A 25,851-nucleotide genomic window follows, 5' to 3' on the forward strand; every position below is an offset into this window, starting at 1 on the left:
CAGCCGATCCGGCCCAGCGGGAAACAGGCGTGCGGCAGGGCCTGCGGGGTGTCAATCTTTGCCGGGTGACCTCAACCGAGACGAGTTCCATCCGTGCCGCCGCAGCTCGGAACAATGCTGACTGGTGTGCCGCGGTCTGCCGCTCACACGGCATTCCGGGAACCTTCGGCGAGACGGCTTGGTGGAGTTCCCGCCGCACGCCGCCGTACTACCCCGACGCCGTCACTCTCCACCACGACGCCGTGCCGGCCGACTTTCTCACCCAGCTCGACATGGCGACACCCGGGTGCACGATCAAGGACAGTTTCGCCACGCTCGATCTCGCGTCGAATGGCTTCATCGAGCTCTTCCACGCCCAGTGGATCCACCGCCCGGCAGGACTCCCCGCACCGGGGACGTCGGCTCTGCGTGCCGAGCGGGTCTCGACGGCGGCCCGGCTGCATGACTGGCAGGTCGCGTGGCACGGTGGTGACGGAACCCCGGACGTCTTCCGGCCGGCGCTGCTGGACGACCCGTCTGTGCGGGTGCTCGCCCTCTACGACGGCGAAGTCCTCTCCGGCGGTGTCGTGCTGAACCGTAGTGCGGGGGTCGTCGGCCTCTCCAACCTCTTCGCGGTCGACGGCATCGACGTCGACGCCGTCTGGTCGTCAGCGATCACCGCAGCCGCCGACCATTTCCCCGGCCTTCCCCTCGTCGGTTACGAGCACGGGGACGACCTCGCGCACGCGCTCGCCGGCGGATTCGCCGCGATCGGCCCGCTCCGCGTCTGGTTGCACGACGCCTGACAGGAGGGTGCCGTGCCGCCTGCGGCGGCGGGCGCCCTGCGGGCGCGTTCTCAAGCGCCGGACGGGCTGATTGTGGCTGAGCTCGGCCGATGTCAGCCCGTCCGGCGCGGGGTGGCTGCCGCCTCAGTAGGCAGCGGCCGGATCGCCGGGGAGGTTGACCCAGACCTTGGTGCCCTCCGTCGCCGGAGCGGCCTGGGCGATGCCCCACGTTCCGCCGTGTTCGCGCACGACGCAGGCGAGCAGGAGCAGTTGGCGCCTCCTGAGTGATCGGGCCGGATCACGCTGGCGGCAATCGGACATCGACATGCCCCCGCACCCAGCACTCGCACCGTGCGGCCGGCACGGCTCAGGTGATGTCCAGGACCGCCTTGCCGTGGAGGCGGCGTTCCAGCAGGGCGTCGATCGCCTCTGCGGCCCGGTCCCAGGTGCCGCGCCACGCGATTCCCGGGTCGAGCTCGCCGGCGGCGACCTCGTGGGCCAGCCAGGTGAGGTCCGGGGAGAGGCCGGAGCAGTCGGGCAGGGAGAAGCTCGTGATCGAGCGGTCGTGCCGGCCCCCGTCGCCGAAGAGGGCACCGTACGGGAACGACTCGCCCTGGTGCGCGGAATGCCCGACCGCCACCAGGGTGCCGCCCTCGGCCAGCATGCCGTAGGCGTCGACCAGTTGCTGCCCTCCCACCAGGTCGACGACACCGTTCACCGGCTCCGTGACCTGCTGCGGCCCGGCCACCACCTCGTGCGCCCCCTGCGCCCGCAGGCTGTCGCCGTGCCGGGCCGGGTCACCGGTCGAGGCGATGACGTACGCGCCACCGCGCCGGGCGAGCCGCACCGCGTACCGGCCGGTGCCGCCCGTCGCACCGGTCACCAGGATCCGCCGCCCCAGCAGCGGCCCGGCCCGGTGCAGAGCGCGCAGCGCGCTCGCCCCCGCGACGGGAACCGTGCTGATCGGCCCGAGGTCCGCCCCGGCGGGCGCCGTACCGATCCAGTCGGTGTCCACGGCGCGGAGTTCGGCCCACGCGCCGTCGGTGCCGAGCGTCACCACCGGCGTACCGGCCGCCGGGCCCGATCCGTCGGCCGCGGGGCGCTCCACGACGCCGGCCGCGTCCCAGCCGAGGACGGCGCCATCAGGGGCCTCGTCCAGGCTGAACCGCACCTCCCCGTAGTTGAGGGACGTGGCCGTCACCCGTATCAGCGCCTGGTGGGGACCCGGCTCCGGATCCGGGACTCGGCCGATCCGGAGTCCGGTGGGCAGGGATCGGTCGACGAGCAGAGCACGCATGGGGTGCACCCTTCGGTGAGGATCAAGAAACCCAGTTATGCCACTCAGTGGCATAAGCGCGCAAGTGGCATTGTCCCCTCGGATACCCTGACGCCATGACGAACGCGCTCCCGCTGCGCGAGCGCAAGAAACTGCGCACGCGACAGGCCCTGATCGACACCGCCCTGGACCTGTTCACCGAGCGCGGCTTCGGCGGGGTCACCCTCGACGAACTCTGCGACGCGGTCGACGTCTCCAAGCGCACGTTCTTCCGGTACTTCGCCAGCAAGGAAGACGTGGCCATGGCGCCCACGCAGGACCTGTGGCTGGCCTTCCTCGCCGACCTCGGCACCCGCGACCCCGACGGCCGAACGGTTCCGGCGATGCTCCAGGAGTCCCTGTACGCCGCGCTCGCCCGGATGACCGCCGACGACTGGGCCGCACGCGTCCTGCGCAGCCGCCGGCTGGCCGGCCGGACACCGTCGATGGACGCGCACGGCCTGCACTTCTGCCAGCGCACGAGCCGCGCCGCGGTGGACACGTTGCGGCGCCGCCTGGACCTCGCCGACCCGGACGACCTGCGCCCCCGCCTCGCCGTGGATGCGCTGGTCGCAGTCTTCCACTGCGCGATGGACGCCTGGGTGTCCCGGCCGGGCACCCCGACCCGCGACGACCTCGTCGCCCACCTGCGGGTCGCGTGCGCGGCCCTGCCGGGCAGCCTCACGCTGGCGGCAGGGTTGCGGGCGGGCGGCGTCGCCGCCTCAGTATGAGGTGGCCGGATCGCCGGGGAGGTTGACCCAGACCTTGGTGCCCTCCGTCGCCGGAGCGGCCTGGGCGATGCCCCACGTTCCGCCGTGTTCGCGCACGACGCAGGCGAGCAGGAGCAGTTGGCGCCTCCTGAGTGACATGCAGGTCGCGGTCAGGAGCGGGTCGCAGTGGGTGCTGTGCGGGTCCCAGTTCACCAGGCGCAGCGTGCCGTCGCGCCAGCGGAGTGAGTGATAGAGGTCCTCGCCGGGTGCGAACTGGATGGCACAGGCGACCAGTTCGCTGACGACCTGGAGTGCGGGGTCGTCCATCCCGTCCAGGCCGTGCGCGCGGAGCGCGGAACGTACGGCATTACGGGCGATCCCGGCGGACCGGGGTTCCCCCGGGACGGTGAAGCTGTAGGCGAGGCCGGTGGGGTTGTGGGGGGTGAGGGGTTCCGGGGGGAGCGGGGAGGGGTTGGTCGTGAGGGGGCAGAGGCTCGCAGGCATGCGGCAGCTCCGGTGTGGGGTGATTTCGGTGGTGCGCGCCGCGATGGATCGGACCGGTGGCTTGTCTCCCTGGCGCGGGCATGCCTCTCCCAGGGCAGGAGGGCGACGGGCATGCCTACGCGATGCTCTTCCGGCAGACGCGGAGCGTGAGTGCGTTGCGGTACTGAAGCTAGCGCGGCATGTGACACGCGTACCACCCATGCCGGGACTCATTGCCTCGATCGAGTGAACGGCGGGTCGCTGTGTAGGGGGTCTCGGTGCGGGAGCTGTAGGAAGGGGGCATGCCACCTAGGACCACACCCACCGAACGGCAGAAGCGGTTGGGGATCGAGCTCCGCAAGATGCGTATGGCAGCGGGGGTTTCGACCGATTACGCCGCCCGTCTGCTCGGTATCGACCGCACGAAGATCTCCAACATCGAATCCGGTGTGCGCGTCATTTCGCCTGACCGCCTCCGAACCTTGGCCACCAACTACGCCTGCACCGACGAACGGTACGTCGAGGCGCTCGTGGCCGTCGCGACAGAGCGCAAGCGTGGCTGGTGGGAAGAGTTCCGCGGAACCTTGCCGGCAGGGTTGCTGGACATCGCGGAGCTGGAGTGGCACGCGAAACGCGTACGCACGTCCCAGGTCATGCACCTTCCCGGGCTCCTTCAGACGGAAGAGTACGCCCGCGCGATCTTCGGAGGGGTGCTACCGCCCCTGCCCCGGCTCCAGGTCGAACTGCATGTGGCGCACCGGATGCAGCGACAGCAGGTGTTCGACCGGGACGAGCCGCTGGAGTACGTGGGCTACATCCACGAGGCGGCGTTGCGCATGCTGTTCGGCGGTAAGAAGGTGATGCTGGAGCAGCTGAACCACCTTCTGCTCATGTCCGAGCGCGAGAACCTCGTACTGCGGGTGGTCCCCGTCGAAACGGGGGCGTTCCCTGGTGCGGGGCATGCGACGTTGTATGCGGAGGGGCCAGTGCCTCAGCTCGATACAGTGCAGCTCGATTCAGCAGGTGGCCCGTGCTTTCTGGACGTGATGTCCCAACTCGCCCAGTACAACGCCCATCTGGAGTGGATGGAACGCGCAGCCCTCAGCGTCGAGCAGTCGCGAGACTTCATCCGCACCATTAAGTCTGATCTCTGAGGAAGGCAGCCATGAACGACATCACCTGGGAAGAACCCTTCTGCGGCGCAGGGAACAATTGCTTCCGAATAGGCACCGACGAGAGCGACAACGCCTACATCGCCGTCGCCGGCGCCGAAGATCACTACCTCACCGACACCCGCGAAGCCCTCAGAACCCTCATCCGCGACATCAAGGCCGGCAAAGCCGATCACCTGCTCTGAGGAGACCGGCTTCCGCGCATCAGGACAGGTCCGTGTTAGGCAGACGGCAGTCCGTGGTACCTCTCCTTCGGCCGTAGTCCTGGACAACCGGAGGAGTCGCCTGATGCCCAGCGGGGACCGCGATGCGTCAGAGCGAGGCGTCGCTCATGAGGGCACGATCGGGCCGGCCGCTTTCAACGGCCATTACCGGACGGCGGGCAAGGACGGCCTTCGCTGTGAACTCTCCCTGAACGGGGCTCACGCGTTCCACCGTATCGAGATTCACGAAGGTGCCGGCGCGGGCCGTGCCACATGGGGCAGGTGCGCTGTAAGCGGCACAGAAGTCCGCGTGAGGCTGGAGCCTGCCCCGCCGCCCACGCTTCCAGGGGTGGTCGCTCTCGGTCTTCGCCGGTTCGAGCAGACATCCGTGATCGAGATGAGATTGACCGCCACCTACGACCGCACCCGCCGCCAGGTGCGCCAGCTGACAGCCGAGGATGGCACCGTGTATTCCCGGGTCCGCAGCGCCCCGGCCCGGGGGCCGCTCCCGCAGGCCCGGTTCCCGGCGCGCCCGCGGCTCGACGCGGAAGACCGGAACGACGGACCCGCCGGCGCTGACGTTGACCAGTGAGGTGAGGGACAGGCGTGAGATACAGCCTGGGGAGTCGACGCCGAAGAGAAAGGGGGCGAGCACCGACTTCTTGTGCGCCAGATGGCTGGTGAACGGGTTGACCATGACACATGCCCCGGCGGCCCAGGCGAGCGTCATCGGGTGCTCGGTGAGGGCGTGCCCGTAACGGGAGAGCAGATCATTGAGCACGACCCGCCGGAGGACGACGGTGACCGGACACCTGCGTCCGCCGGCGTCACACGTGTACAGCCCTCGCCCGATGTCGTAGTGCAGGTCGTCAGGCGTGCACACCACCGCCGACACGCCTTGGCCGCGCAGTTCCGCCTGCAGCGCTTCGAACTCCCACCGGAAGCTGCGCTCCCAGTCCACGATGGCCACATGGGGCGCGCCACCGGTGCGCCAGGCGCTCACCAGCGAGTCGGCCAACCGTCGGAGCCCCGGAGCAACCTGTACGGCGTACTCACGGCTGAGCTCCTCCATCGCCGGGGTGCCCAGGTAGACATCGGCGAGCAGGTCCTGTGTGACGATCCCGCCGGGCTGTGGGAGGTGTACTCGACGAACGACACCCGCTGGACGCGGACGGTGACGGACGCGTCGACCGGGCCGATTACCTCCCCTCGATCCGCGCGCACGTCATCGGGGAGAGCTCTCCCGTGGGCGAGGCGCTCTGTACAGCAGGGGAAGGGAGACGCCGGTCCGGCACTGAGATCCTGGCTTACGGCGTCGTCATGCGCAGGCGTCGGCGATCGCCGCGGTGTCCCAGTAGAAGGGGCGGACCTCGGCGATCCGGCCGTCTTTGACCTTGATCGTCTGGAGGATCGGGAAGGTGAGCTCGCGGCCGGTGGCACGAGCTCGGGCACGGACCCGCGTGAGAACCACCGCGGTCTCACCAGTGGCGAGGAACTCCTGCTCCACCATGTCGAACGACTCCCACGCCTGACTCATCGCGACGAAGAAGCGCTCCATGCCCGCGTGTCCCTGCCAGGTTCCGCCGTAGGGCAGGGCGGCGGCTTGATGCAGTACGACGTCGGGCGCGAAGAAGGGCGCGAGCAGATCGAACGGAGCCTCGCCCGGGCCTCCGGCCGCCAGGTACTCCGCCTCTGCCGCGTACATGCCGGTCAGGACGGTTACCGAGTCGGTGATGGGTGGAGTCGTCATGCCGCAAGTGTGATCCGTTGAGACAGGTCGCGCTGGCGGCAATCGGACATCGAGTCGATCGTGCCGCCTCAGTGCTCGGTATCGACCGCACGAAGATCTCCAACATCGAATCCGGTGTGCGCGTCATTTCGCCTGACCGCCTCCGAACCTTGGCCACCAACTACGCCTGCACCGACGAACGGTACGTCGGAGCTCTCGTGGCCGTCGCGACAGAGCGCAAGCGCGGCTGGTGGGAAGAGTTCCGCGGAACCTTGCCGGCAGGGTTGCTGGACATCGCGGAGCTGGAGTGGCACGCGAAACGCGTACGCACGTCCCAACTCGCCCAGTACAACGCCCATCTGGAGTGGATGGAACACGCAGCCCTCAGCGCCGGGCAGTCGCGAGACTTCATCCGCACCATTACGTCTGATCTCTGAGGAAGGCAGCCATGAACGACATCACCTGGGAAGAACCCTTCTGCGGCGAGGGAAGCGCGTGCTTCCGAATAGGCACCGACGAGAGTGACAACGCCTACGTCGCCGTCGCCGGCGCCGAAGACCACTACCTCACCGACACCCGCGAAGCCCTCAGAACCCTCATCCGCGACATCAAGGCCGGCAAAGCCGACCATCTACTCTGAAAGAGCACCTCATAGCGCCGAACACTCCTCGCACTCCCCGACCTTCTCCAGCTCGAACGTGATCCGCGTGTGCCCGTAGTAGCAGTCCGAGCCGTGGCAGTAGTCGAGGAAGTGCGTGCCCTCGCCGCCCGCCAAGCGGGGGTAGACGTACTCGGTGCCGACCGCCACGTCCTCATCGGCGCCGCTGTGGTCGCGGTCGCGGACGGATGCCTCCACCGTGAAGTAGCCGCCGTCGTCGTGACTGTCGGTCGGGATCAGCTTTTCGTTCCACAGTTTCCACTCCTCTCCCGGTCTCGGGCGGAGTTCCTCACCATTGCGGACCTTGTTGTCGGCGGCATTGTCATAGGAGCCGCTCCAGACGTACTGCCCGTCGAAGGCGACGCTGCCGTACAGGTCTCCGCCGTAATCCACCTCCTCGTCCGGCGCGTAGTCCCCGTTGTTGAGGATGACGATCTTCTTGATGGTCATGCGCCAGACCTCCGTGCCGCAGTCGTCCGCCGCGCTCGCCGTGCCGCTGCCGGTGAGGAGCGAGGAGATCAGGACGAAGAGCCCGGCAAAGGCCGTCAAACGTGGGCGTGTGTTCATAGGAGTTCCTCAAGCAGGAGCCATCAGCTGAACGTGAACAGGACCGGGAAATGGTCCGAATGCCCGCCGCCCCGCCGCCCCTCCGTGCGGGCCGTGCCGGTCAGCGGCAGCGTGTTGTTGACGACCGCGTAGTCGATCACGCTGCCGCTCGCGGGCCGGGTCGGTTCCCTGGGTGCGACCTGGGCGCCCGCACCGGCCGCCCAGTTGTCCGGCAGGCGGTTCCAGTCGCCGACGGCCACCCACGGCCGGCCCGTGCCGGCCACCGCGCACTCGATGGCCTGGATGATGCGCGGCCCGTCCCAGCCCCCGCGCCCGCCGCCACCGGACTGTGGCTGCGCGGAGGCGTGCACCGTGAAGAACCACGAGTCGATGCCGGTCGGCAGGATGCCGAGCGCCGGACGTACGGACCCCCTGCGCGGTGCCGTGTCCCAGGCGATACGGACGTCACGGGCCCGCTGCGCCTCCGGGACGACCATGGCGAGGTCGACCCGGCCCACCGGCCCGGTCGAGGAGTCCGTACGCATCCAGTAGAGGTAGTACGTGCCACCCCGGCGGCCACCCGGCCGCCACGCGTACTCCGACGCCGTGTACCCGTTCCGCGTCCACGACCTGCCGGTCGCCATGGCCGAGGCCGGCGGGGCGCCCGCCTCCTGCAGTGCGAGGACGTGATTCGTCCGGGCCAGCGGGGCGACGCTCAGCGACCACTGGCACTCGCCGGAGGTCGAGGAGCCCTGCATGTTCCAGGTCTCCACCGAGTAGGACGTCAGAACGCGCGCCGTCGGGCCGCCGGCACGCAGGACCGGTGCGCCGCACGCACCAACCGTCCCCTCCGCCACTGCCGTCGGCCCCGCCACCGCGGCGAAGCACGCGACACCGGCCACGACCCACCGGCGGAGCACGCGAAGCCCCATCGATCCCACCGCTCTCTCCGCAGGCAGCCGTGCGCTCCCGCCACGGCCGACGCTAAGTCGCCCGCCGGGCCCCGGCATCACGGGCGACGCCGTATGGGCAACGGGACCCGCATGAGGCACCCGCATCGTGGGTAACGCCTTACCCAGCCGGAACCGGCACCGGAACCGGCACCGGAACCGAGCCCCGGTGAGGAGGCCCCGCACATGACCGACGGCGACCGCGCCCGCCACCGCGCCGTCGACGCCGCCCTCGCCGCCCTCGACCTCGACACCAAGGCCCGGATCCTGGCCGGCCAGGACATGTGGTCCCTCCCCGCCGTTCCCGCTGTCGGCCTGCGCTCCCTGCGGATGTCCGACGGGCCGGTCGGCGTGCGCGGTACGCGCTGGACCCCCGACGACCCCTCGCTCACCCTCCCCAGCCCCACCGCCCTCGCCGCCACCTGGGACCCCGCGCTCGCCCGCCGCACCGGGCACGTACTCGCGCAGGAGGCCCGCCGCAAGGGCGTGCACGTGCTGCTCGCGCCCACCGTCAATCTGCATCGGTCGCCGCTGGGCGGGCGGCACTTCGAGGCGTACAGCGAGGATCCGTACCTCACGGGCCGCATCGGCGCCGCGTACGTGCGGGGCGTGCAGGACGGCGGCGTCGCCGCCACCGTGAAGCACTTCGTCGGCAACGACGCCGAGACCGACCGCTTCACCGTCGACAACCGCATCCCCGAACGCGCCCTGCGCGAGCTGTACCTGGCTCCCTTCGAGGCCATCGTCGCGACCGCCCGCCCGTGGGCCGTCATGGCCGCCTACAACCAGGTCAACGGCGTCACGATGACCGAGCACGACCGCCTCCTCAACGGCGTGCTGCGCGCCGAGTGGGGATTCGACGGCGCCGTCGTCTCCGACTGGCTCGCCGCGCGCGACACCGCCCGCGCCCTGCTCGGCGGTCTCGACATCGCCATGCCGGGGCCGCGCGGCGTCTACGGGCCCGCCCTCGCCGAGGCCGTACGGAACGGGTCCGTGCCCGAGGACGCCGTCGACACCGCCGTGCGACGGGTGCTGCTGCTCGCCGCCCGGACCGGCGCGCTCGACGGAGCCCCGCCCGTCGTCGGGAAGCCGCCCGCGCCCGTCGGCGGCGAGGCGCTCGCCCGCGAGATCGCCCGCCGCTCCTTCGTGCTCGTACGGAACGAGAACGACGCCCTGCCCATCGACCCCGCCCGCCTCACCCGCCTCGCACTCCTCGGGGGGCCCGCCCGGGACGCCCGTATCCTCGGCGGCGGCTCCGCGCAGGTGTTCCCCGCCCGGGTGGTCTCCCCGCTCGACGGGCTACGGGCCGCGCTGCCCGACGGCGTCGTCACCTACGCCGTCGGCGCGGACCCGGGCGACGAACTCGACCCCGCGGGCTCCGGCTTCGACCTGCGCGCCGTCTGCCGGGACGCTGCCGGGCACGTGCTCGGCGAGGAACGGCTGCCCGGCGGATCCGTCCAGTGGGTGGGCGACTTCCCGGACGGGGTCGCGTACGACGCGCTGCACACGGTCGAGGTCACCGGCACGTTCACTCCGCGCGAGAGCGGCCCGCACACGTTCGGGACGCGAGGCGTCGGCGGGTTCCGGCTGGTGGTGGACGGGGAGGTGCTCTTCGAGGGCGAGCGGTCCGCCGACCACGCCGATCCCTTCGAGGCGTTCCTCGGTTCGCCCGCCGCGCACGGCACGGTCACCCTCCGGACGGCCGAGCCCGTCACCGTCGGCCTCACGCACACCGTGCCCAAGCCGGCGGACTCGCCCGTCGACGCCGTCGCCTTCTCCCTCCTGCACCGCGAGCCCGAGCGCGACGCCGACGAACTGATCGAGGAAGCCGTCGCCGTCGCCGCCTCCTGCGATGCCGCCGTCGTGGTCGTCGCCACCACCGAGCGCGTGGAGAGCGAGGGGTTCGACCGCGGCACCCTCGCCCTGCCCGGCCGGCAGGACGAACTCGTCGCACGGGTCGCCGCCGTCAACCCCCGCACGGTCGTCGTGGTGCACTCCGGTGGACCGGTGGAACTGCCGTGGCGGCAGGACGTGGCCGCCGTACTGCTCGGGTGGTTCCCGGGGCAGGAGGGCGGGGCCGCGCTCGCGGACGTCCTGCTCGGGCTCGACGAGCCCGGCGGGCGGCTCCCCACCACCTGGCCGGCCCGCCTCGCGGACGCCCCGGTGACGGAAGTTGACCCACGCGAGGGTGAACTTACTTATGAGGAAGGTGTGTTCATCGGATACCGTGCCTGGGAGAAGGCGCGGGCGGTCCCGGCTTACGCCTTTGGCCATGGCTTGGGCTACACCGACTGGTCGTACGAGGCGCTGGACATTCGGAGCGAGGGTACTGATGTCCGGGTCACGGTCCGCGTCCGCAACAGCGGCGCGCGGTTCGGCCGCGAGGTGGTCCAGCTCTATCTCACCGCTCCTCACGGCGGCGGGATCGAGCGTCCGGTCCGTCGGCTGGCCGGTTTCGCCTCCGTGGAGGCGGAGCCGGGCGGGACGGCCGAGGCGGTCATCGCCTTGGACCCCCGCGCCTTCGCCGTGTGGGACGAAGCCGCCACTGCCTGGCGGAACGTCCCCGGTACGTACACGGCCGAGGCCGGCCGCGGCATCGCCGACCGCCGCCTGACCGCGCCCGTACGGCTCGACGGGATCGCGGGCCGACAAGACCGGGGCGGGGCCACCTGACGGGCTCCGCCCCTCCCTCGTTCACCGCTGCGGTTCCCTCGCCCGCGGCTCCGGCCCGCTCAGGCGGCGGACGGACGCGTGGCCGTGATCTCCCGGTAGGCCATCTCGGCGAGTTCCCGCTGGCCGTTCTTGCTGGGGTGGAACCAGTCCCACTTGCTGAGCTGTTCGCCGGTGAAGCCGTAGGTGTGGACCGAGGCGTCGTAGCGGCACAGCCTGTCCCGCCGGCAGACGTCCTTCAGGACGGCGTTGTACTCACCGACCCGCTGGTCGACCTGGGCGCGGCGCTGCGTCGACGCCTCGTCCACGGCGTCGGAGTCGCGGAGCATGGAGGGGCAGATGCCCATCTTCCACACGGTCTTGGCGTAGCCGTTCGTCCGGCCCTCCGACCACAGGCGCTTGAGGTCCGGCACACCGGCCACGTAGATCTGGGCCTTGGGCACGGAGGCGCGCAACTCCTTGACGGAGGTCTCGAAGTCCGTACGGAAACGGTCGACCGGCGTCATGTCGGCCACGTTGGGGCGACAGGCGTCGTTGGCGCCGAGCAGGACGGTGACCAGCTGGGGCTTGTGGGCGATCGCCGATCGCATCTGGCCGGGGAGGTCGGCCATCCGGGCGCCGGTGCGCGCGTAGTTCCAGCTGCTGGTCTGCGGGGAGACCAGCAGGCGGCGGGCGAGGCTGTCGACCTCGGTGCCGGTGGCCCAGGAGACCTCAGGGCAGTCGGCGAGGACCGCGCAGGCGTCGAAGCCGCGGGTGATGGAGTCGCCGAGGGAGGCGAGCGAGGCGGGGCGAGTGTTCCACTCCGAGGCGGGGGAGGGCGCCGCGGTGTGGCTCGGTTTGGCGGCGGCCGTGGTGCCGCTGCCGCCGTCGTCACAACCCGTCACGAGCAGCGCCGCCGAGGCCGCCGTGACCATCGCCACGGTGCCTCGGACGGCGCCGCGCACCGCCCGTTTCGTCGTGCCGCGCATCGCATTCCCCCATCCGGCCCATTCCTATCCGTTCCGGTCCGACGGTACGTCACCGCGGTGGTGCCGCCGCACGGTAGCTTTTCTCAGGGTCGGTTGTGCCGAACCTGGAACGGTTTCGCACTCCGGTGTCGCCGATGAAACGACAACACGTCACATCCTGTCCCTTTTCAGGAGATTTGCTCCCGATGGTGTTTACTGTTGGTAACCTCGCGAGCTGGTGCGGGAGTGGCCATTGGGGCAGAATGTCTGTTGCTGTCCCAGGCGGGACCGGTACGGGTGCGAGGCCGCTGGGGAAGGCGAACCTCGAACCGCACTGGAGGTCCCGGTGACGACACGTGGAGTTCTCTACGTGCACTCCGCGCCGCGCGCGCTGTGCCCGCACGTCGAATGGGCCGTCGCGGGCGTGCTCGGTGTGCGCGTCACGCTCGACTGGATCCGACAACCCGCCTCGCCGGGCACCTGGCGTGCGGAATTCTCCTGGCAGGGCGAACCCGGCACCGCGTCCAAGCTCGCGTCCGCGCTGCGCGGCTGGCATCTGCTGCGCTTCGAGGTGACGGCGGAGCCGTGTGCGACGGCGGAGGGGGAGCGGTACAGCTCCACGCCCGAGCTGGGGATCTTCCATGCGGTGACGGGGATGCACGGGGACATTCTGATTCCGGAGGACCGGCTGCGGGCTGCGCTTGCGCGGGCGGGGCGCGGTGAGACTCAGCTGGAGGCGGAGGTGGCGAAGCTGCTGGGGAAGCCTTGGGATGACGAGCTGGAGCCGTTTCGGTATGCGGGTGAGGGGGCGCCGGTTCGGTGGCTGCACCAGGTGGTGTGAGTTGCTGTACCTGTCGGGGCTCCGCCCCGGACCCCGGTCCTCAATCGCCGGACGGGCTTGATTTGCCTGGGCCCGGTCCTCAATGCCGGGCGGGTTTGATTTGCCTGGGCGGGCTCGATATGTGTCCGCCTTGATTTGCCCTGGAGTGCGCTTCAACGTCTAGCTTCGGGCCATGACTGACAGCGCCAACATCACCGTAGCCGTCCTCGGTACCGGCATCATGGGTGCGCCCATGGCTCGGCACCTCGCTCGTGCCGGGCTGGACGTGCGGGCCTGGAATCGCACCCGCGAGAAGGCCGAGCCGCTTGCCTCCGATGGAGTGCGGGTCGTCGGGTCGCCCGCCGATGCCGTGCGGGACGCCGACGTCGTGCTCACCATGCTGTACGACGGGCCGGCCGTGCTGGAGGCGATGGAGGCCGCCGTGCCCGCGCTGCGAGCCGGCACCGTCTGGGCGCAGTCGACCACCGCGGGGCTGGACGGGTTGGAGGAGCTCGACGCGTTCGCCCGTGAGCACGGGCTCGTTCTGGTCGACTCGCCCGTGCTCGGGACGAAGCAGCCCGCCGAGGAGGGGAAGCTCACCGTCCTGGCCGCCGGGCCCGACCGGGTCCGTGCCGTGCTCGCGCCCGTCTTCGACGCCATCGGCGGCCGGACGGTGTGGGTGGGGACGGAGAACGGCGCGGCCACCCGGCTCAAGCTCGTCATCAACAGCTGGGTGCTCACCGTCACCCACGGCACCGCCGAGGCGCTCGCGCTCGCCAAGGGCCTCGGCGTGGACCCGGCCGGCTTCCTCGACGCGGTCGAGGGCGGGCCGCTGGACATGGGCTATCTGCGGGCCAAGGCGCGGCTGATCCTCGACGATGCCCTCACCCCGCCCAGCTTCGCCACCGAGACGGCCGAGAAGGACGCCCGGCTGATCGTCGAGGCGGGCGAGCGGGCCGGGGTGCGGCTGGACGTCGCGGCCGCGGGCGCCGAGCGCTTCCGCCGGGCCGCCGAGCGGGGCCACGGGCGGGAGGACATGGCGGCCTCGTACTTCGCCAGCTTCGACGACTGACGAGGCTGACGAGGACGAGGTCGACCCGCGAGCGGGTCAGGATGCCGGGATCGGGTCCGACAGCTGCTCGCTGATGAACTGGATCGGGCCCTGGCCCATGCTCGGGACGTACGTGGCGGCGTCGTGCTTGCCGCCCGGTATCTCCTTGACCGTGGTGTGCACCGGCCCGGTCCCGTACTGCGCCACGAACTTCTTGACCCCCTCGATGGTGATGGGGTCCTCGCGCGTGCCGTACTGGAAGGCGATGTAGACGTCGGGGCCCTTGCGGGCGATCAGGTCCTTCGCCAGCAGCTTCGGGTCGTTCTCGTCCCGCTCCTTGGGGTGGCCCTTCCACAGCGGGGAGTCCGGGTAGAAGTCCGGGCCGGAGGCTATCGCGGCCTTGAACTGGTCCGGGTGCTTCAGGACGGCCTTCATGCCGGCGAAGCCGCCGGAGGAGGAGCCCATGAAGGCCCAGCCGTCGCGCGACTTGATCGTGCGGAAGTTGGCCTTCATCAGGTCCGGGACGTCCTCGGTCAGCCAGGTGCCCATCTTCGGCTGGCCCGGTATGTCACTGCCGTCCCAGTACGTGCCGTTGTTCTTGGGGTTCAGGATCGGCATGGCCAGGAGGAACGGCTTGCTCTTGCCCTCGGCGTACCACTTGGAGATCGAGGACTGGAGCTTGAGGTTGGTGCCCATCCAGTAGTTGTTCGGGAAACCGGGGCCACCGGGCAGGGCGATCAGGACCGGGAAGCCGTGCTTGTCGAACTTCGGGTTGGTGTACTCCCTGGGTGCCCATACCCAGACCTTGCCGGTGAAACCGGACTTCTTGCCCTCCAGGGTGGTTTCGGCGATGTGCGTGCCGTCGCCCAGGGTCTCGGAGTTCTTGAAGTCGGCGACCGGGCCGGTCGGCATGAGGACCTTGGAGTCCGGGGCCGGGGCACCGTTCGCCCCGCCGGCCTGACCGCCGGAGCCACCGGCGGCCTGGTCCTGGCCGAAGCTCACCGGCTTGCCCTTGTCGGAGAACGGGCCGATCTTCAGGTAGTTCAGGACGCCGGCGGTTATCAGCCCGAGCACGGCTATGGACGCCACCGTGAGGGTCCATCGTTTGGCACGACGCGCACGCACGTGCCCCTGGGACCGGTACGTCCCGCTGTTCGCTTGTGTCATCACGTCGCTCCGGACATTGATCGCGCTGTCCCGAAGGACATGACCGTCTGGTTCCGCCCTTGTGGAGGGCCAAAGGTGCCGCCGGGGTTCCGCACCCCGGCTATGATCTGCGCCGCTCACGCAAAAGCGTCGGCCCCCACGACCCCGGACCGGGATCGTGAAGGCCGACGTCCGCGCAGGAGCGGGATCAGACCGAACGGAGGGCGAGCACCACGTTGTGGCCGCCGAATCCGAAGGAGTTGTTGATCGCCGCGATGGGACCCTCCGGCAGCGGACGGGCCTCGCGGACGATGTCCGCGTCGATGTCCTCGTCCAGCTCGTCGATGTTGATGGTCGGCGGAGCCATGCGGTGGTACAGGGCGAGCACGGTCGCGACCGTCTCGATGCCGCCGGCGCCACCGAGCAGGTGACCGGTCATCGACTTGGTCGCGGAGACCGCGACGTGGTCGAGGTCGTCGCCGAGGACCTTGCGCAGCGCCTTGATCTCGGCCGCGTCACCCTGCGGGGTGGAGGTGGCGTGCGCGTTGAGGTGCACGACCTCCGACGGCTTGAGGTCGGTGGAGTCCAGCAGGTTCTGCAGGGCGGCGGCGATGCCGCGGCCCGTCGGCTCCGGCTGCGCGATGTGGTGGCTGTCCGCGGACAGGCCCTGGCCCAGCACCTCGCAGTAGACCCGGGCACCACGCGCGGCGGCGTGCTCGGCCGACTCCAGGATCACGACGCCGGCGCCCTCACCGAGGACGAAACCGTCACGGCCCTTGTCGTACGGGCGCGACGCCTTCTCCGGCTCGTCGTTGTTCTTCGACATCGCCATCATGTTGGCGAAGGCCACGATGGGCAGCGGGTGGATGGCCGCCTCGGTACCGCCGGCGACGACCACGTCGGCACGGCCGGTGCGGATCATCTCGACGGCGTAGCCGATCGCCTCGGCACCGGACGCGCAGGCGCTGACCGGGGTGTGGACACCGGCCTGGGCGCCCACCTCCAGGCCCACGTTGGCGGACGGGCTGTTGGGCATCAGCATCGGCACGGTGTGCGGCGAGACTCGGCGGACGCCCTTGTCCTTGAGCACGTCGTACTGGTCGAGCAGGGTGGTCACACCGCCGATGCCGGAGGCGATGACCGTGCCCAGACGCTCGGGGGCGATGGCCGGGTCCTCGCCGGCCTTGGCGGTGTAACCCGCGTCGGCCCACGCCTCACGGGCCGCGATCAGCGCGAGCTGCGCCGAGCGGTCCAGCTTGCGGGTGAGCGGGCGGGGAAGGACGTCCTCGGGGTCCACGGCCGCGCGGGCGGCGATGCGGACGGGCAGGTCGGCGAAGCGCTCGCCCTCCAGGGGCTTGACGCCGGAACGGCCGGCGAGCATGGCTTCCCAGGTCGAAGCGCTGTCGCCACCCAGCGGTGTGGTTGCGCCGATACCGGTGACGACCACGGTGCGATTGGTCGGGTTCACAGGAATTCTGTCTCCACGATTAGAGGTGCTGGAACCGCCACCGCTGGGGTGGCGACAAACGCTGTGATCAGCTCTGGTGCTTGAGGATGTAGTCGGCAGCGTCGCCGACCGTCTTCAGGTGCTTGACGTCCTCGTCCGGGATCTTGACGTCGAAGCGCTCTTCGGCGGCGACGACGACCTCGACCATGGACAGCGAGTCGACGTCCAGGTCGTCGGTGAAGGACTTGTCCAGCTGGACGTCCTCGACGGGGATACCGGCGATCTCGTTGACGATCTCGGCGAGGCCCTTGAGGATCTCTTCCTGAGTGGCGGCCATTGTGGCGCTCCTTCGTTCTGTGCGGTGGGACTGCGTGGTGTGGAACTGGCTGTTGCGGCGGGTCCCGCGCGGCACGGCCTGGGCCGGGCAGCGCGGATCTCGCCTAGGGGAGGGTAACGACCGTCGCGGCGTACACGAGACCCGCCCCGAAACCGATGACGAGGGCGGTGTCCCCGCTCTTCGCCGCCCCGGTGGCCAGAAGTCGCTCCATGGCCAGCGGGATGGAGGCGGCGGACGTGTTGCCCGTGGTCTCCACATCGCGGGCCACCGTGACGGTCTCCGGCAGCTTGAGGGTCTTCACCATCGAATCGATGATCCGCATGTTCGCCTGGTGCGGGATGAAGACGTCCAGGTCCTCGGGGCTGACCCCGGCGTCGTCCAGCGCCTGCTGGGCGACCTTCGCCATCTCGAAGACGGCCCAGCGGAACACCGCCTGGCCCTCCTGGGTGATGGCGGGGTACCGGATCTCGTCGGCCGACAGCCGGACCTCGGGGCCCTGGCCGCCGGGGACGGGAGTGGTGCGGTAGACGTCCCAGGCGTGGGTCTGCTTGATCGTGTGGGACTTGTCGCCCTCGGAACCCCAGACCGTCGGGCCGATCGCCGGCTCCTTCGACGGACCGACGACCACGGCGCCCGCGCCGTCGCCGAACAGGAAGGCCGTCGCGCGGTCCTCCAGATCCGTCAGGTCCGACAACCGCTCCACGCCGATGACCAGGACATATTCGGCCGATCCCTCGACCACCATGCCCTTGGCCAGCGTGAGGCCGTAGCCGAAGCCCGCGCAGCCCGCGGAGATGTCGAACGCGGCGGGCTTGCCCGCGCCGATCTTGTACGCGATCTCGGTGGCGATCGCCGGGGTCTGCTTGAAGTGCGACACCGTCGAGACGATGACGCCGCCGATCTGCTCGGGCGTGATCCCCGCGTCGGCGATGGCCTTGCCGGACGCCTCGACCGACATCGCCGACACCGTCTCGTCCGGGCTCGCCCAGTGCCGCGTGGCGATGCCCGAGCGGGAACGGATCCACTCGTCGGACGACTCGATGTGCTTGAGGATCTCCTCGTTCGGGACGACCCGTGTGGGGCGGTAGCCGCCCACACCGAGGATGCGCGCGTAGGGGGCGCCCTTGCTGGGCTTGATCTTCGCGGTCATGCTCTCGGGGCTCCTTATTCGGCCGGGGTCGCGGCGTCGGGGGCGTACTCGGCGACCAGGGCGCGCGCCGCGTCGAGGTCGTCCGGGGTCTTGAGCGCGAGAGTCCGAACGCCCGGCAGGGCGCGCTTGGCGAGGCCCACCAGGGTGCCGCCCGGCGCGAGCTCGATCATCGCGGTGACGCCCTGGGCCTTGAACGTCTCCATGCACAGGTCCCAGCGGACCGGGTTCGCCACCTGGCCGACCAGCCGGCGTACGACGTCCTCGCCCGAGGCGACGACCGCGCCGTCCTTGTTCGAGACGTAGCGGGTGCGCGGATCGGCCGGGGCCAGCTCGCGCACGGCCGACTCCAGCGCCGCCACGGCCGGGGCCATGTGGTGCGTGTGGAACGCGCCCGCGACCTTCAGCGGGACGACCCGCCGGGTGCCCTCGGGCTTGTCCTCGGCCAGCGCGGCCAGCTGCTCGGCGGTGCCCGCCGCCACGATCTGGCCCGCGCCGTTGACGTTCGCCGGGGTCAGACCGAGCTTCTCCAGATGCGGCAGGACCACGTCGGGCTCGCCGCCCAGCAGTGCCGCCATACCGGTCTCGGTGACCGCCGCCGCCTCGGCCATGGCCAGGCCGCGCTTGCGTACGAGCTCCAGTGCGGCCCGCTCGGGCAGCACACCGGTCAGGGCGGCCGCGGCGAGCTCGCCGACGCTGTGGCCGGCGGCCGCGCCGACGTGGCGGTCGAGGTCATCGGCCGTCGCGAAGAGCTGCCGCGCCGAGAGCAGCGCGGAGGCCACCAGCAGCGGCTGGGCCACGGCGGTGTCGCGGATCTCGTCCGCGTCGGCGTTCGTGCCGTAGTGGACCAGGTCCAGGTCGATGGCGGCCGACCACTCCGCGAGGCGTCCGGTGACGCCGGGGAGGTCGAGCCAGGGGGTCAGGAAGCCGGGCGTCTGAGCGCCCTGGCCGGGAGCGACGAGTACGAGCACCCTCACACTCTCTCTCGTGGACGGCCTCGGCCACCCGTGGGGACAGGGACCAAGAACCGTCAGGGGAATTGTTGATGTTCGACAAAAGGCTAGATCCGCGACTCCGCGTCGGCCAGACGGCCCAGGATGAGCGCGATGCGCAGCGTGAAGGCCGAACGTACGTCGGAGGGTGACCAGCCGGTGACGTCCGTCACACGTCGGAGGCGGTATCTCACGGTGTTCGGGTGGACGAACAGCATCCGCGCCGCACCTTCCAGGCTACTGGCCTGCTCCAGATACACGCTCAGGGTTTCCAGCAGAGCCGAGCCCGCTTCCTCCAGCGGTCTGTAGATCTCCTCCACCAACTGCTCACGCGCGGTGACGTCACCGGCCATCGCGCGCTCCGGAAGAAGATCGTCCGCGAGGACCGGACGAGGTGCGTCCGGCCACGCCGCGCACGCCTTCAGACCCGCCGCCGCGGCCTGCGCGGAACGCGTCGCCGCCAGCAGGTCCGACACCACCGGACCGGCCACCACGGGACCGGCCGCGAACGGCCCGATCAGGGCTTTCGCCGTCTGGAGCGGATTGTCCGAGCCGCCCGCGATCACCACCAGGCGGTCCCCGAGCACACCCGTCAGCACCTGGAGCTTGGCGTGCCGCGAGGCCCGCCGGATGGCCTCGACGGTCAGCTCGCTGTCCCCGTTCGGGGCGGTCCCCAGCACCACCGAGACGTGCGCGGGCGAATTCCAGCCCAGCGCGGCCGCCCGGGACAGCGCGCCCTCGTCGGCCTCGCCGGACAGCACGGCGTTGACCACCAGCGACTCCAGCCGGGCGTCCCACGCGCCGCGCGCCTCGGCGGCCTGCGCGTACACCTGAGCGGTGGCGAAGGCGATCTCCCGCGCGTAGACGAGCAGCGCCTCGCGCAGCACCGACTCGTCGCCGGGCGCGGCCACCTCGTCGATCGCCGACTCCATGACCTCGATGGTGGTACGGACCATCTCGACCGTCTGGCGCAGCGTGATCGCCCGGGTCAGCTCCCTGGGGGCCGTGCCGAAGACGTCCGTACTGATCGCCTGCGGTGTCTCCGGATGCCGGAACCACTCGGTGAAGGCCGCGATACCGGCCTGGGCGACCAGCCCGATCCAGGAGCGGTTCTCCGGGGGCATCGCCCGGTACCACGGCAGCTGGGCATCCATCCGGGCGATGGCGGCGGCGGCCAGAGTTCCGGACGACTTCTCCAGGCGGCGCAGGGTGGCACTGTGAGGATGCGGGGTGTTAGCGGCGGGTTCAGGCACGGCACAAGCCTGCCTTATTCGGCTCCGGTGCGGGGCCGCCGGGCTACCGTAGGCCGATGACGCACGTGCGACGCGCCGTACAGCGGGCCCGGGAACGCTTCCAGGGCGGGGACCCGGCGGCCGGGATCGAGACCTGGCACGCCTTCTCCTTCTCCGGGTTCTACGACCCCGACAACGTCCGGTTCGGGCCGCTGGCGGCCTGCAACGAGGAGCGCCTCGCCGCGGGCGCCGGCTTCCCCGCCCATCCGCACCGTGACGTCGAGATCGTCACATGGGTGATCGAGGGCGAGCTCACGCATGAGGACTCCACCACCGGCCGCTCCACGGTCGTCCGGGCCGGCGACCTGGCCCGGCTCAGCGCGGGGTCGGGGGTGCGGCACTCGGAGCGGAACGAGGGGGCGGGGCCGCTGCGGTTCGTCCAGATGTGGCTGACGCCGTCGGATTATGGGGGCGAGGCGTCGTACGAGGTGCTGCGGAGCTTCTCCGGCGGGACGCCGTGCGCCCTCGCGCGGGCGGATGCGGTGCTGCATGTCCGCCGGGGGGCCGGTGCGGTGCCGCTGCCGGATGCGCCTTGGGTGTACGTGCATGTGGTCCGGGGGGCCGTGCGGATCGGTGGGGACGAGCTGTCGGCCGGGGACGCGGTGCGGATTCTGGATGCGGAGGGGGTTGTCGCGGAGCCGGTGGGGGAGGCGGAGCTGCTGGTGTGGGAGATGCATGCGGAGCCGCGATTTGGGTGAGGGTTGGGCTTTTTTCCCCGACCCGCCCCTTCCCGAACCGGGGCTCCGCCCCGGACCCCGGTCCTCAATCGCCGGACGGGCTGAATTGGTGACCGGCCCGGCACTTTCAAGCCCGGCTGGGGGCACCTCCCAGCGGTAGCTGGGGGAGATTGAGGCCGACGGGGGCCCGGGGGCGCAGCCCCCGGAAGCTCAGGTCGCCAGCTCCCGCAGGACCGCGTCCGTCAGGGGCGGCCACGCCTCCACCGCCCACGCCCCGAACGCCCTGCTCGCCAGGGCCACGCACGCCGCCCCCGCCTCCGGGTCCACCCACAGGAACGTGCCCGACTGGCCGAAGTGCCCGTACGTGCGGGGGCTCGACGACGAACCCGTCCAGTGGGGGGACTTGGCGTCGCGGATCTCGAAGCCCAGGCCCCAGTCGTTCGGGCGCTGGTGGCCGTAGCCGGGGAGGACGCCCGTCACGCCGGGGAAGGCCACCGTCGTCGCCTCGGCCAGGGTCTGCCGCGACAGCAGGCGCGGTGCCTGGAGCTCCGCCGCGAAGAGGGCCAGATCGTCGACCGTGGAGATGCCGTCCTTGGCCGGCGAGCCCGGGAGGTCCGTGTGCGTCATGCCGAGCGGCTCCAGCACCGCCTGCCGCAGGTACTCGGGGAAGGGGATGTCCGTCGCCTTGGCGATATGGTCGCCGAGGGCCTCGAAGCCGGCGTTGGAGTACAGCCGCCGGGTGCCCGGTTGGGCCATCACCCGGTGCTCGTCGAAGGCGAGCCCGGAGGTGTGCGCGAGCAGGTGCCGGACCGTGGAGCCCGCGGGGCCCGCCGGCTCGTCCAGCTCGATCGCGCCCTCCTCGACGGCGAGCAGCGCGGCGTAGGCGGCGAGCGGTTTGGTGACGGACGCCAGCGGGAAGCGGTGGGCGGTCGGCCCGTGCGACCCCGCCCGTGTGCCGTCGGCGCGCACCACCACCACCGCCGCGGTCTCCACCGGCCACTTGTCGATCATCCGCAGGCTCTCCATGGCAAGGAGCCTAACCCGGAGCGGGATTCCCTCCGGAACTCGCTTGCTTCGAGTGCACTCCAAGTCTCTAGCGTGGAGCCCGAAGCGAAGGCACAAGGGGGAATCCGCATGACCGTGACTGATCGTGTACCGGCGACGGTACGCGCCTGCACTCCGCTCGAACAGCCGCGGTACCGCCGCCCGGAGGGCCGCGACCGCTACACGATCAGCGAGGTCGCCGAGTACACCGGGCTGTCCGCGCACACCTTGCGCTGGTACGAACGGATCGGCCTGATGCCCCACGTGGACCGCTCGCACACGGGCCAGCGCCGCTACACCGACCGCGACCTCGACTGGCTGGACCTGGTGGGCCGACTGCGGTTGACCGGCATGCCGGTGGCCGACATGGTCCGCTACGCGCAGCTGGTGCGGGACGGCGAGCACACCTTCCCCGAACGCGAGCGGCTGCTGAGCAGGCACCGCGACGACGTGCGACGCCGTATCGCGGAACTGCGCAGCACGCTCGAAGTTCTCGACTACAAGATCGACATCTATGCCGCCGCCCGCGACCGGGCGACCGAAGGGGTCTGACACACCATGAGCAACGAGAACACCATCGCCACCGTCGCACTCGGCGAGGGCGGCCCGCTCACCGGCATCCAGGGCCTGGGCTGCATGGGCATGACCCACGCCTACGGCCCCACCGACGAGGCCGAGGCCCGTGCCACGCTGGAGCACGCCCTGGAGCTGGGCGTCACGCTCTTCGACACGGCCGACATCTACGGCTTCGGGCGCAACGAGGAGTTCATCGCGCCGTTCGTCCGCGCCCACCGGGACCGGATCACGCTGGCCACGAAGTTCGGCATAGTGCGGCGCGAGGACGACCCGTCGTACCAGGAGATACGCAACGACCGCGCGTACATCCGCCAGTCCGTCGAGGGCAGCCTGCGCCGCCTGGGCGTCGATCACATCGACCTCTACTACATGCACCGCCGCAATCTGGACGTGCCGATGGAGGAGACCGCCGGCGCGATGGCGGAGCTCGTCGCGGAGGGCAAGGTCGGCCGCCTCGGGCTGAGCGAGGTCTCGCCCGGCGAACTGCGCGCCGCGCACGCCGTGCACCCGATCGCGGCCGTGCAGTCGGAGTGGTCGCTGTTCAGCCGGGACGTCGAGGAGGGCGTGGTGGCCACGGCCGCCGAACTGGGCGTCGCCTTCGTGCCGTACTCGCCCCTCGGCCGCGGCTTCCTGACGGGCTCGTTCGTCAGCGCCGACAAGGAGCTGGCGAGCGACGACTGGCGGCGCACGCAGCCGCGATTCACGGGTGACAACGCGGCGGCGAACGCGGCGCTGCTGGAGCCGGTGCGGGGGATTGCCGTGGAGCGGGGGATCACGGTGGGGCAGGTGGCGCTGGCGTGGGTGCAGCAGCGGGCTCAGGTGCATGGGCTCGCGGTGATTCCGATTCCGGGGACGCGGAAGCGGTCTCGTCTGGACGAGAACACGGCTGCTACGCGGGTTGTTCTGACGGGGGATGAGCTGGCGGCGCTGGAGCCTATTGCCGAGAAGGTGGCGGGTGGGCGGTACGCGGACATGGGCTTCACGTCCGTGGGTCGCGAGTAGGGGTTTCCTTTTCCCCTGCCCGCCCCTTCCCGAACCGGGGGCAAGCCCCCGGACCCCCGTTGACCTCAAACGCCGGCCGGGCTGGAAATCCAGCCCGGCCGGCGTTCAGGAAGGGCAGATCACCGATCCCCCGGCGCCACCAGCCCCGACTCGTACGCGAAGATCACCGCCTGGGCCCGGTCCCGCAGGCCCACCTTCGCCAGCACCCGCCCGATATGCGTCTTCACCGTCTGCTCGGCCAGCACCAGCGAACCCGCGATCTCCTGGTTCGACAGGCCGCGGGCGATCAGTTCCAGGACCTCCGTCTCGCGCGGGGTCAGGCCGTTCAGGCGGAGGGCGGGGTCGCGGCGCGGGGCCGGGCGTTGTTTCGCGAAGTCGGCGATCAGGCGGCGGGTGACCGAGGGGGCGAGCAGGGCCTCGCCGGCGGCGACGACGCGGACCGCCGAGATCAGGTCGGCCGGCGGCGCGTCCTTGAGGAGGAAGCCGGAGGCGCCCGCGCGCAGCGCCTCGTAGACGTAGTCGTCGACGTCGAAGGTGGTGAGCATCAGCACCTTTGGGCGGTGGACGACACCGGGCGGCGGGTCGAGGAGCCGCCGGGCGGCCTCCAGGCCGTCCATCTCGGGCATCCGGACGTCCATGAGCACCACGTCCGGGTGGGTGCGGCCGCTCACCTCCACGCCCTGGCGCCCGTCCGGGGCGTCGCCGACGACGTCGATGTCCGGCTGCGCCGAGAGCAGCGCGGCGAAGCCCGCCCGCACCATGGCCTGGTCGTCGACGATGATCACCTTGATGGTCATGCGGTGCGGGGTCCTTCTTCCGTTTCTGTTGTCGTCTCCGCCGTGAACGGGAGTCCGGCCGCCACCCGGAAGCCGCCGTCCCGCAGCGGGCCGGTGTCGAGCGTGCCGCCGACGAGCCGGACGCGTTCGCGCATGCCGACCAGGCCGTGGCCCGTGCCGCCGGTCTCCAGCGGCGGAGTGCCCGTCTCCGGGGCGGCGTTGACGACCAGGACCAGCAGGCTCCCCAGGCCCCGGTCGACGGACACCGACACCCGCGTCGCCGCGCCCGGGGCGTGCCGGACGACGTTGGCGAGCGCTTCCTGCGCGATGCGGTAGGCAGAGAGGTCGACGGCCTGCGGCAGTGCCGGCAGGGCATCGGGCATCGACAGCTCGACCGGCAGCCCGGCCCGTACCGTCGCCTCGACCAGCTGCGGGATCCGCTCGACGCCCGGCTGCGGTGACCGTTCGGAGCCGCCCGCCTCGCCGGAGGCGTCCTCGCTGCGCAGCACGCCCAGCAGCCGCCGCATCTCGGTCAGCGACTCGCGCGCGGTGGTGGCGATCGAGCCGAACTCCGCGCCCGCCTCGTCGGACAGGCCCGCGATGCGGTACGGGGCGCTGTCCGCCTGCACGGTGATCACCGACATGTGGTGGGCGACCACGTCGTGCAGCTCGCGGGCGATGCGGGCGCGCTCCTCCAGCAGGGTGCGGCGCGAGCGTTCGGCCTCGCTGATGGTCTCCTGCTCGGCCAGCGCCCGCCGGGCGTCGCCCCGCTCCCGCAGGGCACCGGTCAGCAGGAGCAGCACGCCGCCGATGACGATCAGCGGCACCCACGTGTTGTCGGCCCGCTCGGGCGCGAGGCCGTCGAAGGCGAGGCTCGCCACCACGGTGAGCAGCCAGACGGCGACGAGCGTCCGACGCCGTTCGCGCAGGCCCAGCGCGAGCATCAGCAGCAGCATCCCGATCGTCGCCATCGGCGACCAGGGCCAGGGGCGCCCCTCGGGTACGGCGACAGTCAGCAGGGCGGCCGATCCGGCGAGGTGGGCGGGGAAGGCGATCTCCCAGGCGAGCAGCGGCCGCCGGACGGCCAGCAGCAGCGGCATCATCTGCACGATGGCCAGCGCGGTGGCAGCGTCGGAGTTCAGCCCGTAGTCCTGCGAGAGCGAGACGGCGGTGACCGGCAGCAGGACGACGGTGAACAGGACGGCCACGAAGTACGGCAGCAGCCGCACCCCGCGGCGCCGCGAGCGGCCGAGCAGGGGGGCGGGCGGGCCGACGGGGGTGAAGAGGCCGCGCAGGAAGGTGCCGAGGGAAGCGGCCGTTGACTGAGGCATGGCCTGACCAGCGTAGATGGCCCCTACTGGCCGGACGTCACCCCAGGGTGCTCATCGTGGTGTCAT

Annotated in this window: 29 protein-coding genes; 12 read left to right on the forward strand and 17 right to left on the reverse strand. The window is 71.0% G+C overall.

The features are described 5' to 3' along the window. The first annotated feature begins 242 nt into the window (after nucleotides 1-242). Nucleotides 243-785 (forward strand): hypothetical protein, encoded by a 543-nt coding sequence (locus J7E86_RS08435; protein ID WP_308312518.1) that lies wholly within the window; start codon nucleotides 243-245, stop codon nucleotides 783-785. A gap of 123 nt (nucleotides 786-908) precedes the next feature. Here J7E86_RS08435 and J7E86_RS08440 read toward each other — a convergent pair whose 3' ends face one another. Together J7E86_RS08440 and J7E86_RS08445 are read right to left on the reverse strand one after the other, a co-directional pair. Further along, on the reverse strand, nucleotides 909-1,091 hold the full coding sequence (locus tag J7E86_RS08440; protein WP_215080907.1) for a hypothetical protein: 183 nt from the start codon (nucleotides 1,089-1,091) through the stop codon (nucleotides 909-911). 40 nt (nucleotides 1,092-1,131) lie between these two features. Then, nucleotides 1,132-2,061 carry a zinc-binding dehydrogenase gene (locus J7E86_RS08445; RefSeq protein ID WP_215080908.1) on the reverse strand — a complete coding sequence of 310 codons (930 nt, stop codon included), beginning with the start codon at nucleotides 2,059-2,061 and terminating at the stop codon, nucleotides 1,132-1,134. A 95-nt stretch (nucleotides 2,062-2,156) separates the two neighbouring features. On the opposite strand from J7E86_RS08445, the gene J7E86_RS08450 reads away from it, so the two are divergent. Beyond that, on the forward strand, nucleotides 2,157-2,810 hold the full coding sequence (locus J7E86_RS08450) for a TetR family transcriptional regulator (protein WP_215080909.1): 654 nt from the start codon (nucleotides 2,157-2,159) through the stop codon (nucleotides 2,808-2,810). Here the strand turns inward: J7E86_RS08450 and J7E86_RS08455 are convergent. After that, on the reverse strand, nucleotides 2,802-3,293 hold the full coding sequence (locus J7E86_RS08455) for an ATP-binding protein (RefSeq protein WP_215080910.1): 492 nt from the start codon (nucleotides 3,291-3,293) through the stop codon (nucleotides 2,802-2,804). The two genes, J7E86_RS08450 and J7E86_RS08455, sit on opposite strands and share 9 nt — an antisense overlap. Nucleotides 3,294-3,574: 281 nt before the next feature. Between J7E86_RS08455 and J7E86_RS08460 the strand changes: the two genes are divergently transcribed. Continuing rightward, nucleotides 3,575-4,426 carry a helix-turn-helix transcriptional regulator gene (locus tag J7E86_RS08460; protein WP_215080911.1) on the forward strand — a complete coding sequence of 284 codons (852 nt, stop codon included), beginning with the start codon at nucleotides 3,575-3,577 and terminating at the stop codon, nucleotides 4,424-4,426. An 11-nt stretch (nucleotides 4,427-4,437) separates the two neighbouring features. Continuing rightward, entirely contained in the window at nucleotides 4,438-4,629 is a 192-nt protein-coding gene (locus J7E86_RS08465) for a hypothetical protein (RefSeq protein WP_215080912.1), read from the forward strand. 127 nt (nucleotides 4,630-4,756) lie between these two features. Here the strand turns inward: J7E86_RS08465 and J7E86_RS08470 are convergent, their stop codons facing one another. Both J7E86_RS08470 and J7E86_RS08475 read right to left on the reverse strand, forming a co-directional pair. After that, a complete protein-coding gene (locus J7E86_RS08470) occupies nucleotides 4,757-5,665 on the reverse strand; it encodes a hypothetical protein (protein WP_215080913.1) in 909 nt (302 codons plus the stop codon). A gap of 300 nt (nucleotides 5,666-5,965) precedes the next feature. Then, on the reverse strand, nucleotides 5,966-6,397 hold the full coding sequence (locus tag J7E86_RS08475) for a nuclear transport factor 2 family protein (protein WP_215080914.1): 432 nt from the start codon (nucleotides 6,395-6,397) through the stop codon (nucleotides 5,966-5,968). A gap of 71 nt (nucleotides 6,398-6,468) precedes the next feature. On the opposite strand from J7E86_RS08475, the gene J7E86_RS08480 reads away from it, so the two are divergent. Further along, nucleotides 6,469-6,813 carry a helix-turn-helix transcriptional regulator gene (locus J7E86_RS08480; RefSeq protein WP_215080915.1) on the forward strand — a complete coding sequence of 115 codons (345 nt, stop codon included), beginning with the start codon at nucleotides 6,469-6,471 and terminating at the stop codon, nucleotides 6,811-6,813. 11 nt (nucleotides 6,814-6,824) lie between these two features. After that, on the forward strand, nucleotides 6,825-7,016 hold the full coding sequence (locus tag J7E86_RS08485) for a hypothetical protein (RefSeq protein ID WP_215080916.1): 192 nt from the start codon (nucleotides 6,825-6,827) through the stop codon (nucleotides 7,014-7,016). 9 nt (nucleotides 7,017-7,025) lie between these two features. Here J7E86_RS08485 and J7E86_RS08490 read toward each other — a convergent pair whose 3' ends face one another. Both J7E86_RS08490 and J7E86_RS08495 read right to left on the reverse strand, forming a co-directional pair. Continuing rightward, nucleotides 7,026-7,601 (reverse strand): hypothetical protein, encoded by a 576-nt coding sequence (locus tag J7E86_RS08490; RefSeq protein WP_215080917.1) that lies wholly within the window; start codon nucleotides 7,599-7,601, stop codon nucleotides 7,026-7,028. Nucleotides 7,602-7,624: 23 nt separating this feature from the next. Further along, a complete protein-coding gene (locus J7E86_RS08495; RefSeq protein ID WP_215080918.1) occupies nucleotides 7,625-8,500 on the reverse strand; it encodes an endonuclease/exonuclease/phosphatase family protein in 876 nt (291 codons plus the stop codon). Between the two features lie 216 nt (nucleotides 8,501-8,716). Here J7E86_RS08495 and J7E86_RS08500 point away from each other — a divergent pair, with 216 nt between their 5' ends. Then, the gene (locus J7E86_RS08500; RefSeq protein ID WP_215080919.1) at nucleotides 8,717-11,203 is read left to right on the forward strand and encodes a glycoside hydrolase family 3 protein; all 2,487 of its coding nucleotides are present in this window, start codon (nucleotides 8,717-8,719) and stop codon (nucleotides 11,201-11,203) included. A 59-nt stretch (nucleotides 11,204-11,262) separates the two neighbouring features. On the opposite strand, the gene J7E86_RS08505 is transcribed toward J7E86_RS08500, so the two are convergent. After that, nucleotides 11,263-12,168, reverse strand: coding sequence for an SGNH/GDSL hydrolase family protein (locus tag J7E86_RS08505; RefSeq protein WP_215080920.1), 906 nt, complete (start codon nucleotides 12,166-12,168; stop codon nucleotides 11,263-11,265). Between the two features lie 325 nt (nucleotides 12,169-12,493). Between J7E86_RS08505 and J7E86_RS08510 the strand changes: the two genes are divergently transcribed. Together J7E86_RS08510 and J7E86_RS08515 are read left to right on the forward strand one after the other, a co-directional pair. After that, complete coding sequence (locus J7E86_RS08510) at nucleotides 12,494-12,988, forward strand: DUF3145 domain-containing protein (protein WP_215080921.1); 495 nt, start codon at nucleotides 12,494-12,496, stop codon at nucleotides 12,986-12,988. A 172-nt stretch (nucleotides 12,989-13,160) separates the two neighbouring features. Continuing rightward, entirely contained in the window at nucleotides 13,161-14,039 is an 879-nt protein-coding gene (locus J7E86_RS08515; protein WP_215080922.1) for an NAD(P)-dependent oxidoreductase, read from the forward strand. A 36-nt stretch (nucleotides 14,040-14,075) separates the two neighbouring features. Here J7E86_RS08515 and J7E86_RS08520 read toward each other — a convergent pair whose 3' ends face one another. From J7E86_RS08520 to J7E86_RS08545, 6 genes are all read right to left on the reverse strand, one after another. Further along, nucleotides 14,076-15,107, reverse strand: coding sequence for an alpha/beta hydrolase-fold protein (locus tag J7E86_RS08520; RefSeq protein WP_308312519.1), 1,032 nt, complete (start codon nucleotides 15,105-15,107; stop codon nucleotides 14,076-14,078). A gap of 265 nt (nucleotides 15,108-15,372) precedes the next feature. After that, the gene (gene fabF, locus J7E86_RS08525) at nucleotides 15,373-16,632 is read right to left on the reverse strand and encodes a beta-ketoacyl-ACP synthase II (protein ID WP_215080924.1); all 1,260 of its coding nucleotides are present in this window, start codon (nucleotides 16,630-16,632) and stop codon (nucleotides 15,373-15,375) included. Nucleotides 16,633-16,699: 67 nt separating this feature from the next. Beyond that, nucleotides 16,700-16,948, reverse strand: coding sequence for an acyl carrier protein (locus J7E86_RS08530; protein ID WP_215080925.1), 249 nt, complete (start codon nucleotides 16,946-16,948; stop codon nucleotides 16,700-16,702). Between the two features lie 103 nt (nucleotides 16,949-17,051). Continuing rightward, complete coding sequence (locus J7E86_RS08535; protein ID WP_215080926.1) at nucleotides 17,052-18,098, reverse strand: ketoacyl-ACP synthase III; 1,047 nt, start codon at nucleotides 18,096-18,098, stop codon at nucleotides 17,052-17,054. 14 nt (nucleotides 18,099-18,112) lie between these two features. Beyond that, nucleotides 18,113-19,066, reverse strand: a complete 954-nt coding sequence (locus tag J7E86_RS08540; RefSeq protein ID WP_215080927.1) for an ACP S-malonyltransferase — start codon at nucleotides 19,064-19,066, stop codon at nucleotides 18,113-18,115. 89 nt (nucleotides 19,067-19,155) lie between these two features. After that, the gene (locus J7E86_RS08545) at nucleotides 19,156-20,340 is read right to left on the reverse strand and encodes a CdaR family transcriptional regulator (protein ID WP_215080928.1); all 1,185 of its coding nucleotides are present in this window, start codon (nucleotides 20,338-20,340) and stop codon (nucleotides 19,156-19,158) included. A 56-nt stretch (nucleotides 20,341-20,396) separates the two neighbouring features. Between J7E86_RS08545 and J7E86_RS08550 the strand changes: the two genes are divergently transcribed. Continuing rightward, complete coding sequence (locus tag J7E86_RS08550; protein WP_215080929.1) at nucleotides 20,397-21,077, forward strand: pirin family protein; 681 nt, start codon at nucleotides 20,397-20,399, stop codon at nucleotides 21,075-21,077. A gap of 189 nt (nucleotides 21,078-21,266) precedes the next feature. Here J7E86_RS08550 and J7E86_RS08555 read toward each other — a convergent pair whose 3' ends face one another. Next, nucleotides 21,267-22,082, reverse strand: coding sequence for a serine hydrolase (locus tag J7E86_RS08555; RefSeq protein WP_215080930.1), 816 nt, complete (start codon nucleotides 22,080-22,082; stop codon nucleotides 21,267-21,269). A gap of 108 nt (nucleotides 22,083-22,190) precedes the next feature. Between J7E86_RS08555 and J7E86_RS08560 the strand changes: the two genes are divergently transcribed. Both J7E86_RS08560 and J7E86_RS08565 read left to right on the forward strand, forming a co-directional pair. Further along, a complete protein-coding gene (locus tag J7E86_RS08560; RefSeq protein ID WP_215080931.1) occupies nucleotides 22,191-22,652 on the forward strand; it encodes a MerR family transcriptional regulator in 462 nt (153 codons plus the stop codon). 6 nt (nucleotides 22,653-22,658) lie between these two features. Next, nucleotides 22,659-23,678 carry an aldo/keto reductase gene (locus tag J7E86_RS08565; RefSeq protein WP_215080932.1) on the forward strand — a complete coding sequence of 340 codons (1,020 nt, stop codon included), beginning with the start codon at nucleotides 22,659-22,661 and terminating at the stop codon, nucleotides 23,676-23,678. Nucleotides 23,679-23,797: 119 nt separating this feature from the next. Here J7E86_RS08565 and J7E86_RS08570 read toward each other — a convergent pair whose 3' ends face one another. Together J7E86_RS08570 and J7E86_RS08575 are read right to left on the reverse strand one after the other, a co-directional pair. Beyond that, nucleotides 23,798-24,475, reverse strand: a complete 678-nt coding sequence (locus J7E86_RS08570) for a response regulator transcription factor (protein WP_215080933.1) — start codon at nucleotides 24,473-24,475, stop codon at nucleotides 23,798-23,800. Continuing rightward, a complete protein-coding gene (locus J7E86_RS08575) occupies nucleotides 24,472-25,785 on the reverse strand; it encodes a sensor histidine kinase (protein ID WP_215080934.1) in 1,314 nt (437 codons plus the stop codon). The genes J7E86_RS08570 and J7E86_RS08575 overlap by 4 nt, the downstream gene beginning before the upstream one ends. Between the last annotated feature and the right edge of the window lie 66 nt (nucleotides 25,786-25,851).

Source organism: Streptomyces sp. ISL-11 (assembly GCF_018614525.1).
Taxonomy (GTDB): domain Bacteria; phylum Actinomycetota; class Actinomycetes; order Streptomycetales; family Streptomycetaceae; genus Streptomyces.

Excerpts from the sequence above, each read along its gene's own strand:
- J7E86_RS08555 (WP_215080930.1), bottom strand. The coding sequence starts at position 22,082 with ATGGAGAGCCTGCGGATGATCGACAAGTGGCCGGTGGAGACCGCGGCG.
- J7E86_RS08465 (WP_215080912.1), top strand. The coding sequence starts at position 4,438 with ATGAACGACATCACCTGGGAAGAACCCTTCTGCGGCGCAGGGAACAAT.
- J7E86_RS08485 (WP_215080916.1), top strand. The coding sequence starts at position 6,825 with ATGAACGACATCACCTGGGAAGAACCCTTCTGCGGCGAGGGAAGCGCG.
- J7E86_RS08515 (WP_215080922.1), top strand. The coding sequence starts at position 13,161 with ATGACTGACAGCGCCAACATCACCGTAGCCGTCCTCGGTACCGGCATC.
- J7E86_RS08445 (WP_215080908.1), bottom strand. The coding sequence starts at position 2,061 with ATGCGTGCTCTGCTCGTCGACCGATCCCTGCCCACCGGACTCCGGATC.
- J7E86_RS08530 (WP_215080925.1), bottom strand. The coding sequence starts at position 16,948 with ATGGCCGCCACTCAGGAAGAGATCCTCAAGGGCCTCGCCGAGATCGTC.
- J7E86_RS08565 (WP_215080932.1), top strand. The coding sequence starts at position 22,659 with ATGAGCAACGAGAACACCATCGCCACCGTCGCACTCGGCGAGGGCGGC.
- J7E86_RS08475 (WP_215080914.1), bottom strand. The coding sequence starts at position 6,397 with ATGACGACTCCACCCATCACCGACTCGGTAACCGTCCTGACCGGCATG.
- J7E86_RS08490 (WP_215080917.1), bottom strand. The coding sequence starts at position 7,601 with ATGAACACACGCCCACGTTTGACGGCCTTTGCCGGGCTCTTCGTCCTG.
- J7E86_RS08550 (WP_215080929.1), top strand. The coding sequence starts at position 20,397 with ATGACGCACGTGCGACGCGCCGTACAGCGGGCCCGGGAACGCTTCCAG.
- J7E86_RS08560 (WP_215080931.1), top strand. The coding sequence starts at position 22,191 with ATGACCGTGACTGATCGTGTACCGGCGACGGTACGCGCCTGCACTCCG.
- J7E86_RS08570 (WP_215080933.1), bottom strand. The coding sequence starts at position 24,475 with ATGACCATCAAGGTGATCATCGTCGACGACCAGGCCATGGTGCGGGCG.
- J7E86_RS08455 (WP_215080910.1), bottom strand. The coding sequence starts at position 3,293 with ATGCCTGCGAGCCTCTGCCCCCTCACGACCAACCCCTCCCCGCTCCCC.
- J7E86_RS08505 (WP_215080920.1), bottom strand. The coding sequence starts at position 12,168 with ATGCGCGGCACGACGAAACGGGCGGTGCGCGGCGCCGTCCGAGGCACC.
- J7E86_RS08575 (WP_215080934.1), bottom strand. The coding sequence starts at position 25,785 with ATGCCTCAGTCAACGGCCGCTTCCCTCGGCACCTTCCTGCGCGGCCTC.
- J7E86_RS08500 (WP_215080919.1), top strand. The coding sequence starts at position 8,717 with ATGACCGACGGCGACCGCGCCCGCCACCGCGCCGTCGACGCCGCCCTC.
- J7E86_RS08440 (WP_215080907.1), bottom strand. The coding sequence starts at position 1,091 with ATGTCGATGTCCGATTGCCGCCAGCGTGATCCGGCCCGATCACTCAGG.
- J7E86_RS08460 (WP_215080911.1), top strand. The coding sequence starts at position 3,575 with ATGCCACCTAGGACCACACCCACCGAACGGCAGAAGCGGTTGGGGATC.
- J7E86_RS08450 (WP_215080909.1), top strand. The coding sequence starts at position 2,157 with ATGACGAACGCGCTCCCGCTGCGCGAGCGCAAGAAACTGCGCACGCGA.
- J7E86_RS08535 (WP_215080926.1), bottom strand. The coding sequence starts at position 18,098 with ATGACCGCGAAGATCAAGCCCAGCAAGGGCGCCCCCTACGCGCGCATC.